This window comes from Marinovum sp. E3 (assembly GCF_055755275.1).
In genome coordinates this window covers 181,217-195,816 of sequence record NZ_JBVTQV010000003.1, presented here as the reverse complement: position 1 = coordinate 195,816, position 14,600 = coordinate 181,217, and the positions used below count along the sequence as shown (strand labels likewise).

Below are 14,600 nucleotides of genomic sequence, written 5' to 3'. Positions count from 1 at the left end.
GCGGTGCCTCCAAGCTGCGGGGCCATGTCGGCCAGTCTTTGCAGGATACGGGTAAGAGGGGCGCGCAGGCGCGCGGCCTTGGCGCTGTCATAGCTCCAGGGCGCGTGCTCTGCGGTCAGATAGGTGGATTGCGCCAGTTCCATCTGGATGGCGTGAATTCCAGTCTCGGGCCGGCCATAATGGCGGGTCGTCCAGCCCCCCTTGAACCGGCCGTTCACCACCGTGGAATAGCCTTCGGACGCGGCGCAGATCTCCTGCACGGCGGTCTCGATGTCGGGCGCGCAGGTGGTGCCATTGTTGGTGCCGATGTTGAAATCCGGCAGGGTGCCGTCGAACAGGAACGGGATCTGCGAGCGGATCGAATGGCAATCGTAGAGGATCGCAACGCCGTGCCGGGCGCGCACCCGCTCCAGCTCGGCCATCAGCGCGCTGTGATAAGGCGCGTGAAAGGCGGCGCGGCGGGCTTCGATCTCGCCGGCATCGGGCGGGCTGTCCCAGATTTCCTTGCCGTCGAAATCGGTGAGCGGCACGAGGCCGGTGGTGTTCTGGCCGGGATAGAGGCTCTGGCCCGAAGGGTCGCGGTTGGCGTCGATGACATAGCGATGAAAACCCGCGCGCACCGTGGTCACCCCGGGCAGCAGCCCTGCGTAGAGGTCGTGAATGTGCCAGTCGGTGTCTTCCAGGCCCCGGCCCCGATCGTTCAGCCGGGTGCTGATATCGTCAGGCAGCCAGGTGCCGGTGTGCGGCAGGCCAAGCACCACCGGGCCCTCGCCGCGGGAAATCTCGACCGGGGTCATGGCGCAAGCTCCGGCATCCTGATCTCTGCGGCGCGGCTGAGCGCCGCGCCCCGCACCAGTTCGGCCGCCCGTTCCAGATCGGGCGCCATGTAGCGATCTTCTGTCAGGCCCGGCACGCTCTCGCGCAGACAGGCCAGCACCTGCCGCAGCGGCGCGCTGGTGGAGAGCGGCGCGCGAAACTCGATGCCCTGGGCGGCACAGAGCAACTCGACGCCGAGGATGCGGTCGAGATTGGCCACCATCCGCCCCAGCCGCACCGCGCCATGGGCCGCCATGCTGACGTGATCCTCCTGATTGGCCGAGGTCGGGGTGGAATCGGTGACGCAGGGGTTGGCGAGATGCTTGTTCTCGCTCATCAACGCCGCCGTCGTCACCTCGGCGATCATCAGGCCCGAATTCAGCCCCGGGTCCGGGGTCAGGAAGGGCGGCAGGTCAAAGCTCAGCGTCGGGTCGACAATCAGCGCGATGCGGCGCTGCGCGATGGCGCCGATCTCGGCCAGGGCCAGCGCGATCATGTCGGCGGCAAAGCCCACCGGCTCGGCGTGGAAATTGCCGCCCGAGACAATCAGATCGGCCCCCACCAGCACCAGCGGGTTGTCAGTGGCGGCATTGGCCTCGGTCTCCAGCGTGCGGCCGGCCATGCGCAGCAGGTCCATCGCCGCGCCGGTCACCTGCGGCTGGCATCGGATGCAATAGGGATCCTGCACCCGGGTATCGCCCTCGCGGTGGCTTTCGCGAATTTCCGAGCCCTCGAGCAGCGCGCGCATGCAGGCCGCCGCCTCGATCTGGCCGGTATGGCCGCGCAGGGCGTGGATCTCGGGTTGCAAGGGCGCGGTCGACCCCATGATCGCATCGGTGGACATCGCCGAAGTGACAAGCGCCGCCTGCATCGCGCGCCAGCCGTCGAACAACCCGGCCAATGCGAAAGCGGTCGAGAACTGCGTGCCGTTGATCAGCGCCAGCCCCTCCTTGGCGCCAAGCGCCACCGGTTCCAGCCCGGCCCGCCGCAGGGCCTCGGCGCCGGGCAGCGTTTCACCTTCAAAGACCGCCTCGGCCTCGCCCATCATGACGGCGGCCATATGCGCCAGCGGCGCCAGATCGCCGGAGGCGCCGACCGAGCCCTGAACCGGGATCACCGGCGTCACGTCACGGGCCAGCATCTCTTCGAGGAGCGCGATCAATTCCATCCGCACGCCCGAGGCGCCCCGCCCCAGAGACAGCAACTTGAGCGCCATCATCAGCCGGGCATGGCGGCGCGGGATCGGATCGCCCACGCCGCAGCAATGCGACAGGATCAGGTTGCGTTGCAGCGTCGCGGTATCTTCGGGTGCGATCTTGACGCTGGCCAGCTTGCCGAAACCCGTGTTCACGCCATAGACCGCCGCGTCGCCGCTGGCGGCCGCATCGATCCGCGCGGCGGCCTCTTCGATGCCGGCGTGGCAGGCGGGATCGAGCCGCGCCGGGCTCTGGTCGTGATAGATGCGGGCCAGCGCGGCAAGCGTGGTGGTGCCGGGGGTGAGAGTGATCATGCCCGTCCTCCGTGGATCCGCCGGTAGAGCGGGTTGATGCCGATGCCATAGCTCAGCTCGGCCGGCGCCTCGACGTCCCAGAGCGCGAGGTCGGCGCGCATTCCGGGCGCGATCACACCGCAATCCTTGAGACCAAGCGCGCGGGCCGCATGGCAGGTGGTGCCGGCCAGCGCCTCGGCCGGGGTCAGGCCGAACAGGGTGCACCCCATGTTCATCGCCAGAAGCAACGAGCCCATCGGCGACGATCCCGGGTTCCAGTCGGTCGCCACCGCCATCGGCACACCCGCCGCGCGGAACGCCGCAACCGGCGGCTTTTGCGTTTCGTGCAAGGTGTAGAAGGCGCCGGGCAGAAGCACCGCGACGCTGCCCGCGGCCTTGAGCGCGCGCGCGTCTGCCTCGGTGGCGAATTCGACGTGATCGGCCGAGAGCGCGCCATGGCTGGCCGCCAGTGCGGTGCCGCCCATATTGCTCAGCTGCTCGGCATGCAGTTTCACCGGCAGACCCAGCGCCGCGGCCCGGTCAAAGACCCGGGCGATCTGGGTGGCGTCAAAGGCGATGCCCTCGCAGAACCCGTCCACCGCATCGACCAGCCCCGCCTCATGGGCGGCCTCGAGCGCCGGAATGCAGACCTCGTCGATATAGGCGTCGGCCGTCTTCCCTTTCGGCACCGCATGGGCGCCCAGAAACGAGGTGACGACGCGCAGCGGCCGTTGCGCGCCGACCGCCCGCGCCACCCGCAGCATCTTCAGCTCGGTCTCTATATCCAGCCCATAGCCCGACTTGATCTCGACCGTGCCGACGCCCTCGGCGATCAGCGCATCAGCGCGGATCAGCGCGGCGTCCAGCAAGGTCTGTTCGTCCGCCGCTCGGGTCGCCGAGACGGTCGAGACAATCCCGCCGCCGGCCCGCGCGACCTCTTCGTAGCTGGCGCCCTGCAAACGCATCTCGAACTCGCGGGCGCGGTTTCCGCCGTGCACGATGTGGGTGTGACAATCGATCAGCGCCGGGGTCAGCAGCCGCCCGCCGCCATCGATTTCTTGTCCGCGCCACGCCGGATCGGCCTCCGCCATCGGGCCGACCCAGGCGATCCGGTCGCCCTCGATCCGCAGACCGGCCTGCCGGAGCAGGGAATACGCCCCATCCGCCCCGTCCATGCGTGCGACCGACACGTTGGTGATGAAGACCGGGTCTGACATAACATCTCCTTGCTTTGATGCCTACATAAAGCTAATATGTACGTACTTATTTTGTCAATGGAGATGACACATGCAGGAGATCCATGCGCGACAGGCACTTACGGCCGAGGGTTGGGTCGGCGACCTGCGCATCGCCATCGACAACGGCCGGATCGCGCGAATCTCCACCGGTCCGGCCGAGGGCCGCCGCTCGGTCGATCTGCTGCTGCCGGCGCCGGCGAACCTGCACAGCCATGCCTTTCAGCGGGCGATGGCCGGCCTGACCGAAACCCGCGGCCCCGACCCCAAGGACAGCTTCTGGACCTGGCGCAAGCTGATGTACCGTTTTCTCGACCGGCTGACGCCCGATCATGTGCAGGCCATCGCGGCGCTGGTCTTTCTCGAGATGCAGGAGGCCGGCTACGGATCGGTGGCCGAGTTCCACTATCTGCATCACGACATCGGCGGCGTACCCTTTACCAACCTGCCGGAAATGGCCGAACGGATCGCCGCCGCCGCGCAGGAAACCGGGATCGGGCTCACCCTCTTGCCGGTGCTCTACATGCAGGGCGGCTGTGACGGCCGCGCCCTGCAAGGCGGACAACGGCGGTTCGGCTGCGACATCGATCTCTTTGCCCGGCTGCACGCCGAAAGCGCCGCGCGGATCGCCCGTGGCCCGGAAGATCACGCCATCGGCCTGGCGCCGCATTCGCTGCGCGCCGTGCCGCCCGCGGCGCTGGCGTCGGCGCGTGCCATCGCGCCCGAAGGCCCGTTTCACATGCATCTTGCCGAACAGCAGGCCGAGGTCGCCGAGGTCGAGGCCCATCTCGGCGCCCGGCCGGTGGACTGGCTGCTGCGCAACGCCGAGGTGACGCCGGATTGGTGCCTGATCCACTGCACCCAGATGAGCGATGGCGAAACGGCCCGGCTGGCCGCCACCGGCGCCGTGGCCGGGCTCTGCCCGATCACGGAATCGAGCCTTGGCGACGGCATCTTCAACGGCAAGAGCTTTCAGCAGGCCAGGGGGCGCTTTGGCATCGGCTCGGATTCCAACATCCATATCGCGCTCTGGGAAGAGCTGGAGACGCTCGATTATTCACAACGCCTGCGTGACCACAGCCGCGCCGCCCTGGCCACCCCGGAGCAATCGACGGGGCGGGTGCTCTTTGACACCGTTGCCCGCGCCGGCGCCCAGGCGGCAGGCCGGCAGGCGGGGCGCATCGAGACCGAGCAATTTGCCGATCTGATGGCCATATCCACCGACAATGAATTCCTTTGCAATCGCAGCGGCGACGCGGTGCTCGACAGCCTGATCTTTACCGGCCGCGGCCGCGCCTGTGTCACCGATGTCTGGAGCGCCGGCCGCCACATGGTACAAGACGGTCGCCACATCCATCGCGACCGGATAGTACGGACGTTCCTCGACGTGATGGACCAGCTTGGACAAGAGATATGACACCGCCGACCCGCCTGTCCTGGAAAGACGTGCGCGACGAGATCCACAAGGCGATCCTGTCGGGCCGCTACGGCCCCGGCGACCGGCTGCCCCGCGACGCCGATATCGCCGAAGAGATGAACTGCGCCCGGTCGACCGTGCAGCGCGCGATGCAGGATCTCTCTGACAGCGGGCTGGTCGATCGCCGCCGCAAGGGCGGCACAAGGGTGCGCGCCGAGCCGGTGACCCGCGCCACGCTCGACATTCCGATCACCCGCCGCGAAGTCGAACAGCGGGGCGGGCGCTATGGCTATCAGCTGATCCGCCGGGTCGAGGAGACCGCGCCGCACAGCGTGCTGGCGACCTTCGAACTCACCACCCCGCAGCCGATGCAGCGGATCGAAGCGCTGCATTTCTCCGATGGCCGGCCCTATATCCTCGAAGACCGCTGGGTCTGCCCGGAAACGGTGCCGGAGATCCGCGATCTCGACCTCACCAGCCAGAGCGCGAACGAATGGCTGGTGCTTAACAAGCCCTACAGCCGCTGCGACATGCGTTTCTTTGCCATAACCGCCGAACCGCAGATGGCCGAGCTGCTGGAAACCGAGGTTGGCGCCGCGCTTTTGGTGATCGAACGGACCACCTGGATCGAGACCGCGCCGATCACGACGGTCAAGGCGATCACCGCGCCGGGCTACCGGCTCCTGACCACCAGCTGAACGCGGCGCGCCCTGCCTTGGCCATATAACCGGACTACCAAGCATTGCCGGGAAGGTATTTCCGGACTTTCAAAATTCCTGATAAAGAGTTGTCGCAGCTTTGCGGGTGGCCGGAATGGCCGTTCAGACGCATAGTCGGGCAAACGCCACGCCGGCTTCAGGAGCGCTCATGACCGCGAAATACTTTGCCCCCCACGGCGGCCACCCAGGCCAGGATCAACTGCTGACCGACCGTGCCGTCTTTACCGATGCCTATGCCGTCATCCCGAAGGGAACGATGCGCGACATCGTCACCAGTTTTCTGCCGTTCTGGAACGACACCCGGCTCTGGGTGATTTCCCGCCCCCTGAGCGGCTTTGCCGAGACCTTTTCGCAATACATCATGGAAGTGCAACCCGGCGGCGGCTCGGACCGGCCGGAAACCGACCCCGGCGCCGAGGGCGTGCTGTTTGTCGTCGAAGGCACAGCGAGCCTGACGGTGCAGGGCGAAACCCATGAGATGACCCCGGGCGGCTATGCCTATCTGCCACCCTCGACCGATTGGACCCTGTACAACCGGGGCAAGGAGACCCTGCGCTTTCACTGGGTGCGCAAGGCCTATGAGGCGGTCGAGGGCCTCGATCTGCCCGATGTGCTGATCCTGAACGAAAACGACATCGCGCCGACAGAGATGCCCGGCACCGACGGCAAATGGGCTACCACGCGCTTTGTCGACCCGAACGACCTGCGTCACGACATGCATGTCACCGTGGTGACCTTCGAGCCCGGCGCGGTGATCCCCTTCCTGGAAACCCATGTCATGGAACACGGGCTCTATGTGCTGGAAGGCAAGGCAGTCTATCGCCTCAACAACGACTGGGTCGAGGTCGAGGCCGGCGATTACATGTGGCTGCGCGCCTTCTGCCCGCAGGCCTGTTATGCCGGCGGCCCCGGCAAGTTCCGCTACCTGCTCTACAAGGACGTCAACCGCCACATGGCGCTGCGCCCGGCCCACGCCGGCCTTGCCTGCGGCCACCGGGTGCGCCAGGCCGCCGAATAGCCGCAGTCTGACCTCCGCGCCGTGACCGCGCGGCCGGAGCCAACGGCCGAGGCCCCGGGCCAAGCCCGGGGCGCGCCGCCTCACACCTCGCGCATTATCCCGCCGATGGCATGGGTCAGATCCCGCGCCGCCGCGATCACCGGGCGGCTCAAGCGGTCGACCTCTGCCATGCTGACGCGGCTTGTCGGGCCCGAGACCGAGATCCCCGCGATCGCCTCGCCGTTCAGATCGAACACCGGGGCGGCGATACAGCGCATGCCGGCATTCTTTTCCTCATTGTCGATGGAAAAGCCCCGGGCCCGCACTTTCCGCAGATCCGCCCGCAGCGCCTCCCGGTCAGTGATCGTGTGATCGGTGAACACCTCCAGCCGGGTCGCGGCCAGAAAACGGCCCAGCCGCGCATCGTCCATCTGCGCCAGAAGCACCTTGCCGATGCCCGAGGAATGCATCGGCGACAAGGTGCCCGGCGGAAAGAAGGCGCGGATGCTGGCATGGGTTTCGACCTGGCTGAGAAACAGCACCGCGCCTTCCTGCTCGATCCCGAGATTGGCGGTCTCGCCGGTGTCCTCCATCAGACGCCGCAGGTACGGCCTGGCCCGGTCGACAAGGCTGGTGCGTCGCAGAAACCGCGCGCCGATCACATAGGCGCGGGGCCCGATGTGCCAAGTCTGATCCTCGGCGTCGAATTCCACCAGCCCCCGGCCTTCCAGCGTCACCAGAATCCGGTAAACCGTGGCCGGCGCCTGCCGCGTTTCGCTGGCCAGAGCGGTCAGCGACCTGCCCTGCGCCGCGCTGAGATATTCGAACACCTCCATCGCCCGATCCAGCGATTTGATGGTGTTCTGCGCGGTCTTGTCTTCCCAGCCCCGCGGCCGGCCCCGGGCCCGCCGCGGGCCTCGTTTTCCGCCATTGTCTTGAGAATCCATAAGAACCATCTGCTTTCCAGTGAAAGATAAATTCACTATATGAAAAATACAACTCATTGGCAATCATGGTATTTTTCGAAACCGGGGCATTCCGAAAGCCGATTTCAAAATAATGTCGCCCGCCGTCGTCGTCATTTAAGGTGCAGACAACGACGGAAGGAGACCCCCCATGAGCTTTCAAAACCCTGTTTTCATCCCGGGTCCGACGAACATCCCGGAAAACCTGCGCAAGGCCTGCGACATGCCGACGATCGACCATAGATCGCCGCTCTTCGGCCAGATCCTGCACCCGGCCCGCGAGGGTGTACGCAAGGTTCTGAAAAGCGACAGCGCCGAGGTCTTCATCTTCCCCTCGACCGGCACCGGCGGCTGGGAAACCGCGCTGACCAACTGCCTCTCGGCCGGTGACAAGGTGCTCTCGGCGCGCAACGGCATGTTCTCGCACCGCTGGATCGACATGTGCCAGCGCCACGGGCTGGACGTCCAGATCGTCGAGACCCCCTGGGGTGAAGGCCTGCCGGCGGATCGCTTCGAAGAGATCCTGACCGCCGACACCAACCACGAGATCAAGGCCGTTCTGGCGACCCACAACGAGACCGCCACCGGGGTCAAATCCGACATCGCCGCAGTGCGCAAGGCACTGGACGCCGCCGGCCACCCGGCACTGATGTTCGTCGACGGCGTGTCCTCGATCGGGTCGATGGATTTCCGGTTTGACGAATGGGGCGTCGACGTGGCGGTTGCCGGCTCGCAGAAGGGCTTCATGCTGATGGCCGGTCTCGCCATCGTCGGCTTCAGCGAAAAGGCGATGGCAGCCACCCAGACCGCGACACTGCCGCGCACCTTCTTTGACGTGCATGACATGAAGAAGGGCTATGCCAACAGCGCCTATCCCTACACCCCCGCCGTCGGCATGTTGAACGGTCTGAACCAGGCCTGCACCATGCTGCTGGACGAGGGTCTCGAGAACGTCTTTGCCCGGCATCACCGCATCGCCGAAGGCGTGCGCGCCGCCGTGGGCGCCTGGGGGCTGGAGCTCTGCGCCGCCTCGCCGGACCTCTATTCCGACACGGTCAGCGCGATCCGCACGCCGGAAGGCTTCAACGCCACCGACATCGTGTCGCACGCCGCCAGCAAATACGGCGTCGCCTTTGGCGTCGGTCTGGGCGAAGTCGCGGGCAAGGTGTTCCGCATTGGCCACCTCGGCTCGCTCACCGACGTGATGACCCTGTCGGGCCTCGCCACGGCGGAAATGTGCATGGCCGATCTCGGCCTCGACATCACGCTGGGCTCGGGCGTTGCCGCCGCGCAGGAATACTATCGCGAGCATGCCGTCGCGGCCCGGAAATCCGCAGCCTGAGGATCCGTCTCATGAAGGATACACCGATGTATATCCCCACCTACGACGACATGCTGGCCGCGCATGAGCGCATCAAGCCGCATATCCGCAAGACGCCGGTCCGCACCTCGGACTACCTCAACGAGCTTGCCGGGTGCCAGTTGTTCTTCAAATGCGAGAACTTCCAGGAGCCGGGGGCCTTCAAGGTCCGCGGCGCCTCCAACGCGGTGTTCGGGCTGGATGACGCACAGGCGAAACTGGGCGTCGCGACGCATTCCTCGGGCAACCATGCCTCCTGCCTCAGCTATGCGGCTATGAAGCGCGGCATCCCCTGCAACGTGGTCATGCCGCGCACCGCGCCGCAGGCCAAGAAGGACACCGTCCGGCGATACGGCGGCAAGATCACCGAATGCGAACCCTCGACAAGTTCGCGCGAAGCGACCTTTGCCGAGGTACAGGCGAAAACCGGCGGCGATTTCGTGCATCCCTACAACGATCCCCGGGTGATCGCCGGGCAAGGCACCTGTGCCAAGGAATTCGTCGAACAGGTCGACGGGCTGGATTTTGCCGTGGCCCCGATCGGTGGCGGCGGCATGATCTCGGGCACCTGCCTGACGCTTTCGACGCTGGCGCCCGAAACGAAAATCATCGCCGCCGAGCCGGAACAGGCCGACGATGCCTATCGCAGCTTCAAGGCCGGGCACATCATTGCAGATGACGCGCCCAAGACCGTGGCCGACGGGCTGCTGGTGCCGCTCAAGGATCTGACCTGGCACTTCGTGTCGAACCGTGTCTCCGAGATCTTCACCGCTTCCGAGCAGGAGATCGTCGACGCGATGAAGCTGGTCTGGAAACACCTGCGTGTGGTGATGGAGCCGTCCTCCGCCGTGCCGCTGGCCACCATCCTGAAAAACAAGGAGCACTTCGCGGGCAAGCGCGTCGGCGTGATCGTCACCGGTGGCAACGTCGACCTCGACAAGTTGCCGTGGATGGTGGGTTGAAGACCCGCCTTACCCGGATTTCCGTAGGCCGGGCGGCCGCCCGGCACCTTCTCAGGGAGCAAGAAAGATGAAAGACATGACCAACCTCGACAATTTCGAAGTCGGCTACGACATTCCCGCCAAGCCCGGCATGGACGAGGCCGATATCCAGACCCCCTGCCTGATCCTCGATCTCGACGCGCTCGAGCGCAACATCAAGAAGATGGGCGATTACGCCAAGGATCACGGCATGCGCCACCGGGCGCATGGCAAGATGCACAAGTCGGTCGACGTGCTGAAGCTGCAAATGGAGCTGGGCGGCGCGATCGGCGTCTGCTGCCAGAAGGTCTCGGAGGCCGAGGTCTTCGTGCGCGCCGGCATCACCGAAGTGCTGGTTTCTAACCAGGTTCGCGACGCGGCCAAGATCGAACGGCTGGCGCAGTTGCCCAAGCGCGGCGCAAATATCATCGTCTGCGTCGACGACCTGGCCAATGTCGCCGACCTCTCGGCGGCGGCCAAGGCCGAGGGCACCGAACTTGGCGTCTTTGTCGAGATCGACTGCGGCGCCGGGCGCTGCGGCGTGACCAGCACAGAGGCCGTGGTCGAGATCGCCCAGGCCGTGCAGGCCGCCGACAACCTGACCTACAAGGGCATCCAGGCCTATCAGGGCGCGATGCAGCACATGGACAGCTACGATGACCGCAAGGCCAAGATCGATGCCGCCGTGGCCCAGGTCAGCGACGCGGTCGCGGCACTCAAGGCGCTCGGCATCGAGACCGAGCTGGTCTCGGGCGGCGGCACCGGATCGTATTACTTCGAATCCAATTCGGGCGTCTACAACGAGCTTCAATGCGGCTCTTATGCCTTCATGGACGCCGATTACGGCCGCATCCTCGACAAGGACGGCAACCGGATCGACGCCGGCGAATGGGAAAACGCCTTTTTCATCCTGACTTCGGTGATGAGCCACGCCAAATCCGACAAGGCGATCTGCGACGCCGGCCTCAAGGCGCAGTCGATCGACAGCGGGCTGCCCTTCATCTACGGCCGCGATGACGTGGAATACGTCAAATGTTCGGACGAGCACGGTGTGATTTCCGACCCCAAGGGCGCGCTCAAGGTCAACGACAAGCTGCGCCTGGTGCCCGGCCACTGCGACCCGACCGCCAATGTGCACGACTGGTATGTCGGTGTGCGGAACGGCAAGGTCGAGACCGTCTGGCCGGTCTCGGCCCGAGGCAAGGCCTACTAAGCGCCTGAAACCCCGGGGAGGGGGAGAGCCCGAGAGGGCCAAAGTCGCCCGTGTGTATGCTCACCTTCCGGCAGTGGCACACGGGCGCACGAATTTTATGTGGGAGACAATACATGTTCATCGTACCCGAAAGAGACATCGCCGACCTTATGACCCGCGAAGCGGCTTTCGACGCCGTCGAAAAGGTGTTTGCCGCCATGGCGTCGGGCGACGCCTACAACTTCCCGGTCGTCCGCGAGGCCATCGGGCACGAGGATGCGCTTTACGGCTTCAAGGGCGGTTTCGACCGCGCCGGGCTGACACTCGGGCTGAAGGCGGGCGGATATTGGCCGAACAACCTTGAAAAGCGCGGCATCATCAACCACCAGTCGACCGTCTTCCTGTTCGATCCCGACACCGGCAAGGCCAAGGCGATGGTCGGCGGCAACCTGTTGACCGCGCTGCGCACCGCGGCGGCCTCTTCGGTGTCGATCAAGCATCTGGCGCGCAAGGATGCCAAGGTGATCGGCATGGTCGGCGCCGGCCATCAGGCCAAGTTCCAGCTGCGCGCCGCGCTCGAGCAGCGCGACTTCGAGAAGGTCATCGGCTGGAACTTCCATCCCGAGATGTTGCCCAATCTCGAAGAGGTCGCCAGCGAGGCCGGTCTGCCATTCGAGGCGGTCGCGCTCGAGGGTCTGGCCGAGGCGGATGTGATCATCTCGATCACCTCGTCGTTCGATGCCATCCTGCACGCGGATCATGTGGCCCCCGGCACCCATATCGCCTGCATGGGCACCGACACCAAGGGCAAGCAAGAGGTCGAAACCGCACTTCTCGGCAAGGCCACGGTCTTTACCGACGAGGTGGCGCAATCGATCTCGATCGGCGAGGCACAACATGCGATCGAGAGCCAGATCCTGCGGGCCGAGGACATCACCCAGGTAGGCGCCGTGATCAACGGCACCCACCCGGGCCGGATCTCGGACGACGAGATCACCCTCTTCGACGGCACCGGTGTCGGTCTTCAGGATCTGGCCGTCGCGGCGGCGGTTGTCGATCTGGCGGTGGCCAAGGGCCTCGCCATCGAAGTGGATTTCTGACGCCACCGACCCGCGTCCACCTTCGCAAAATTCACTGACCTTGCCTCAGGTTGCGCCCGTCCGGGCGCAGCCGGCCCCTTTGTTTGTCCAGAGGTTTGTCATGCTTCTGCCCCTGTCATTGTTGTTCGTGGGTGCTGTCCTCGTGCTCAACGGCCTGTGGATGGCGGGACGGATTTCCGACCGCGAGATCGTGGTGATCAATTTCGCCACCGCCGCGATCACCGCTACCGTCGCCATCCTGTCGCTGGTGCGGGCAACCGGGGTGGCCGAGGTCCGCAGCGTGGCGATGACGCTGTTGTTCAGCGTGACCTACCTCTGGGTGGCGATCAACCGGCTGAGCGGGTCGGACGGGCGCGGTCTGGGCTGGTTCAGCCTCTTCGTGGCGCTCTCGGTCCTGCCTGAAGCGGTGCGCAGCCTCGCCGTCGCACAAAGCGCGATGGATGTCTGGCTGGGCCTGTGCTGGGTCGCCTGGGCGGGACTGTGGTTCACCTATTTCCTGGCGCTGGGCCTGCAACGGCCGATCCAGTCGCAGGCCACCGTTGCCACGCTGGCCAGCGGCGTGCTGACCGCCTGGCTGCCAGCGCTGTTTCTGATGTACGGGGCACCGGCCTGAGCCACGCCCCGGATGGTCGCCGGCCGGGGAGGGCCGGCCGGCGTCCGCCCCACCCGGCAGGGCCGCATCGTGAGGATGCGGCGCCCTGCCACACGGAATTTCTCGCAAATCAGGAGGAGAGAGAGAAATGTCATCCGACATGACGGCCGATACCGTCACCCCCGATGCGGTGCACGCCGTTGACGAAAAACTGCCCGCCGGCAAGCTGTTCACGCTCGGGCTGCAACATGTGCTGGTGATGTATGCCGGCGCCATCGCCGTGCCGCTGATCGTCGGCCGCGTCCTGGAACTGACCCCAGAACAGGTCGCCTTTCTGATCTCGGCCGACCTGTTTGTCTGCGGTCTGGTGACCATCATCCAGTCGTTCGGCGCCTCGAAATGGTTCGGCATCAAGATGCCGGTCATGATGGGGGTGACCTTTGCCTCGGTGGGCCCGATGGTGGCGATTGCCGCCGCCAACCCGGGCACCGAAGGCGCGCGCATGATCTTTGGCGCAATCATCGGCGCGGGCGTGATCGCCATGCTGATCGCGCCGCTGGTCAGCCGCATGCTGCGGTTCTTTCCGCCTGTGGTGACCGGGACGATCATCCTGGTGATCGGCGTGACGCTGATGCGGGTCGGCATCCAGTGGATCTTCGGCGTGCCGGTCGGCCCGACTGCGCCGCAGCTTGTCGATCCTGCCCATGCCGACTGGCTGACCCAGATCCGCGATCTCGGCGCTGGCGCGGTTCCGGTAGTGCCCGAGGGGCTGAAACTGGCCCCCACCGTGAACAACGTGAACTATGCCACACCGCAGAACATGATGATCTCGGCCCTGGTGCTGGGGACCATCGTCGTGGTGATGAAATACGCCCGCGGTTTCCTCGCCAATATCTCGGTGCTGGTCGGTATCGTCGTCGGCGCGGTGGCGGCCTCGGCCCTGGGCATCATGCACTTCGAGCATGTCGGCAAGGCCGAATGGTTCGAGCTGATCACCCCGTTCCGTTTCGGCCTGCCGATCTTTGACCCGATCATGATCCTGACCATGACCCTGGTGATGATCGTCGTGATGATCGAATCCACCGGCATGTTCCTCGCTCTGGGCGACATCTGCGGCAAGAAGATCGAACGCCCGTCGCTGTCGGCCGGCCTGCGCACCGACGGCCTTGGCACGCTGATCGGCGGGCTGTTCAACACCTTTCCCTATACCTCGTTCAGCCAGAACGTGGGCCTTGTCGGGGTGACCGGCATCCGCTCGCGCTATGTCTGCGTGATGGGCGGCGCGATCATGATCGTGCTCGGGCTGGTGCCGAAGATGGGCGCGCTGGTCGAAAGCCTGCCGGTGGCCGTTCTCGGCGGCGCCGGGCTGGTGATGTTCGGCATGGTGGCCGCAACAGGCATCCGCATCCTCGGCGGCGTTGATTTCAAGGAGAACCGCTACAACGGGCTGATCGTCGCGATTTCGCTCGGGATGGGGATGATCCCGCTGATCGCCCCGGAATACACCATGTGGCTGCCGCATGCGATCGAACCGCTGATCCATTCCGGCATCCTGCTGGCCTCGATTGCCGCCGTGGGACTGAACGTCGCGTTCAACGGCGCCAGGGACGTCAGTGAAGACGAGTTGCGCACCGCCGCGCTGCAAGCGGAAGGTGGTCACTGATCCCCTGCTTTGCTAGGCTCTGACAACCAAGCTCCGGCCGGCGACGGCCGGGGCTTTTCTGTCTCGCACCCTCCC

At 65.6% G+C, this 14,600-nt stretch carries 13 protein-coding genes; 9 read left to right on the top strand and 4 right to left on the bottom strand.

What is annotated here, in order from left to right:
- The 3 genes from hutG to hutI all read right to left on the bottom strand — a co-directional run.
- Positions 1-797, bottom strand: a 797-nt coding sequence (gene hutG, locus AC0J5K_RS20165; RefSeq protein ID WP_283639097.1) for an N-formylglutamate deformylase, incomplete at its 3' end; no start/stop codon positions are given.
- Positions 794-2,326, bottom strand: coding sequence for a histidine ammonia-lyase (gene hutH / locus AC0J5K_RS20160; protein WP_283639096.1), 1,533 nt, complete (start codon positions 2,324-2,326; stop codon positions 794-796). The genes hutG and hutH, both read right to left, overlap by 4 nt.
- A complete protein-coding gene (gene hutI / locus AC0J5K_RS20155; protein ID WP_283639095.1) occupies positions 2,323-3,522 on the bottom strand; it encodes an imidazolonepropionase in 1,200 nt (399 codons plus the stop codon). The genes hutH and hutI overlap by 4 nt, the downstream gene beginning before the upstream one ends.
- 70 nt (positions 3,523-3,592) lie before the next feature.
- Here hutI and AC0J5K_RS20150 point away from each other — a divergent pair, with 70 nt between their 5' ends.
- The 3 genes from AC0J5K_RS20150 to AC0J5K_RS20140 all read left to right on the top strand — a co-directional run bounded on the left by AC0J5K_RS20150 (position 3,593) and on the right by AC0J5K_RS20140 (position 6,694).
- Entirely contained in the window at positions 3,593-4,957 is a 1,365-nt protein-coding gene (locus tag AC0J5K_RS20150; RefSeq protein WP_420398574.1) for a formimidoylglutamate deiminase, read from the top strand.
- On the top strand, positions 4,954-5,655 hold the full coding sequence (locus tag AC0J5K_RS20145) for a GntR family transcriptional regulator (protein WP_048534956.1): 702 nt from the start codon (positions 4,954-4,956) through the stop codon (positions 5,653-5,655). The genes AC0J5K_RS20150 and AC0J5K_RS20145 overlap by 4 nt, the downstream gene beginning before the upstream one ends.
- A gap of 169 nt (positions 5,656-5,824) precedes the next feature.
- Positions 5,825-6,694, top strand: coding sequence for a bifunctional allantoicase/(S)-ureidoglycine aminohydrolase (locus AC0J5K_RS20140; protein WP_420398575.1), 870 nt, complete (start codon positions 5,825-5,827; stop codon positions 6,692-6,694).
- A gap of 80 nt (positions 6,695-6,774) precedes the next feature.
- On the opposite strand, the gene bhcR is transcribed toward AC0J5K_RS20140, so the two are convergent.
- On the bottom strand, positions 6,775-7,620 hold the full coding sequence (gene bhcR, locus AC0J5K_RS20135) for an HTH-type transcriptional regulator BhcR (protein ID WP_074837139.1): 846 nt from the start codon (positions 7,618-7,620) through the stop codon (positions 6,775-6,777).
- Positions 7,621-7,789: 169 nt separating this feature from the next.
- On the opposite strand from bhcR, the gene bhcA reads away from it, so the two are divergent.
- The 6 genes from bhcA to AC0J5K_RS20105 all read left to right on the top strand — a co-directional run bounded on the left by bhcA (position 7,790) and on the right by AC0J5K_RS20105 (position 14,525).
- Entirely contained in the window at positions 7,790-8,980 is a 1,191-nt protein-coding gene (gene bhcA, locus AC0J5K_RS20130; protein ID WP_274590283.1) for an L-aspartate--glyoxylate aminotransferase BhcA, read from the top strand.
- A gap of 11 nt (positions 8,981-8,991) precedes the next feature.
- Entirely contained in the window at positions 8,992-9,960 is a 969-nt protein-coding gene (bhcB, locus tag AC0J5K_RS20125) for a beta-hydroxyaspartate dehydratase BhcB (RefSeq protein ID WP_420398576.1), read from the top strand.
- A 67-nt stretch (positions 9,961-10,027) separates the two neighbouring features.
- Positions 10,028-11,191, top strand: a complete 1,164-nt coding sequence (gene bhcC / locus AC0J5K_RS20120; RefSeq protein ID WP_274590285.1) for a 3-hydroxy-D-aspartate aldolase BhcC — start codon at positions 10,028-10,030, stop codon at positions 11,189-11,191.
- Between the two features lie 113 nt (positions 11,192-11,304).
- On the top strand, positions 11,305-12,270 hold the full coding sequence (bhcD, locus tag AC0J5K_RS20115) for an iminosuccinate reductase BhcD (RefSeq protein ID WP_074837142.1): 966 nt from the start codon (positions 11,305-11,307) through the stop codon (positions 12,268-12,270).
- 100 nt (positions 12,271-12,370) lie between these two features.
- Positions 12,371-12,883: an AmiS/UreI family transporter gene (locus tag AC0J5K_RS20110; protein ID WP_074837143.1), complete on the top strand. Its 513-nt coding sequence runs from the start codon at positions 12,371-12,373 to the stop codon at positions 12,881-12,883.
- Positions 12,884-13,022: 139 nt separating this feature from the next.
- Positions 13,023-14,525, top strand: a complete 1,503-nt coding sequence (locus AC0J5K_RS20105) for a nucleobase:cation symporter-2 family protein (RefSeq protein WP_074837177.1) — start codon at positions 13,023-13,025, stop codon at positions 14,523-14,525.
- Positions 14,526-14,600 lie beyond the last annotated feature (75 nt).

Bases quoted from the DNA above. Each gene is read 5' to 3' on its own strand.
- hutH (WP_283639096.1), bottom strand. From the start codon at position 2,326: ATGATCACTCTCACCCCCGGCACCACCACGCTTGCCGCGCTGGCCCGC.
- hutI (WP_283639095.1), bottom strand. From the start codon at position 3,522: ATGTCAGACCCGGTCTTCATCACCAACGTGTCGGTCGCACGCATGGAC.
- AC0J5K_RS20150 (WP_420398574.1), top strand. From the start codon at position 3,593: ATGCAGGAGATCCATGCGCGACAGGCACTTACGGCCGAGGGTTGGGTC.
- AC0J5K_RS20145 (WP_048534956.1), top strand. From the start codon at position 4,954: ATGACACCGCCGACCCGCCTGTCCTGGAAAGACGTGCGCGACGAGATC.
- AC0J5K_RS20140 (WP_420398575.1), top strand. From the start codon at position 5,825: ATGACCGCGAAATACTTTGCCCCCCACGGCGGCCACCCAGGCCAGGAT.
- bhcR (WP_074837139.1), bottom strand. From the start codon at position 7,620: ATGGATTCTCAAGACAATGGCGGAAAACGAGGCCCGCGGCGGGCCCGG.
- bhcA (WP_274590283.1), top strand. From the start codon at position 7,790: ATGAGCTTTCAAAACCCTGTTTTCATCCCGGGTCCGACGAACATCCCG.
- bhcB (WP_420398576.1), top strand. From the start codon at position 8,992: ATGAAGGATACACCGATGTATATCCCCACCTACGACGACATGCTGGCC.
- bhcC (WP_274590285.1), top strand. From the start codon at position 10,028: ATGAAAGACATGACCAACCTCGACAATTTCGAAGTCGGCTACGACATT.
- bhcD (WP_074837142.1), top strand. From the start codon at position 11,305: ATGTTCATCGTACCCGAAAGAGACATCGCCGACCTTATGACCCGCGAA.
- AC0J5K_RS20110 (WP_074837143.1), top strand. From the start codon at position 12,371: ATGCTTCTGCCCCTGTCATTGTTGTTCGTGGGTGCTGTCCTCGTGCTC.
- AC0J5K_RS20105 (WP_074837177.1), top strand. From the start codon at position 13,023: ATGACGGCCGATACCGTCACCCCCGATGCGGTGCACGCCGTTGACGAA.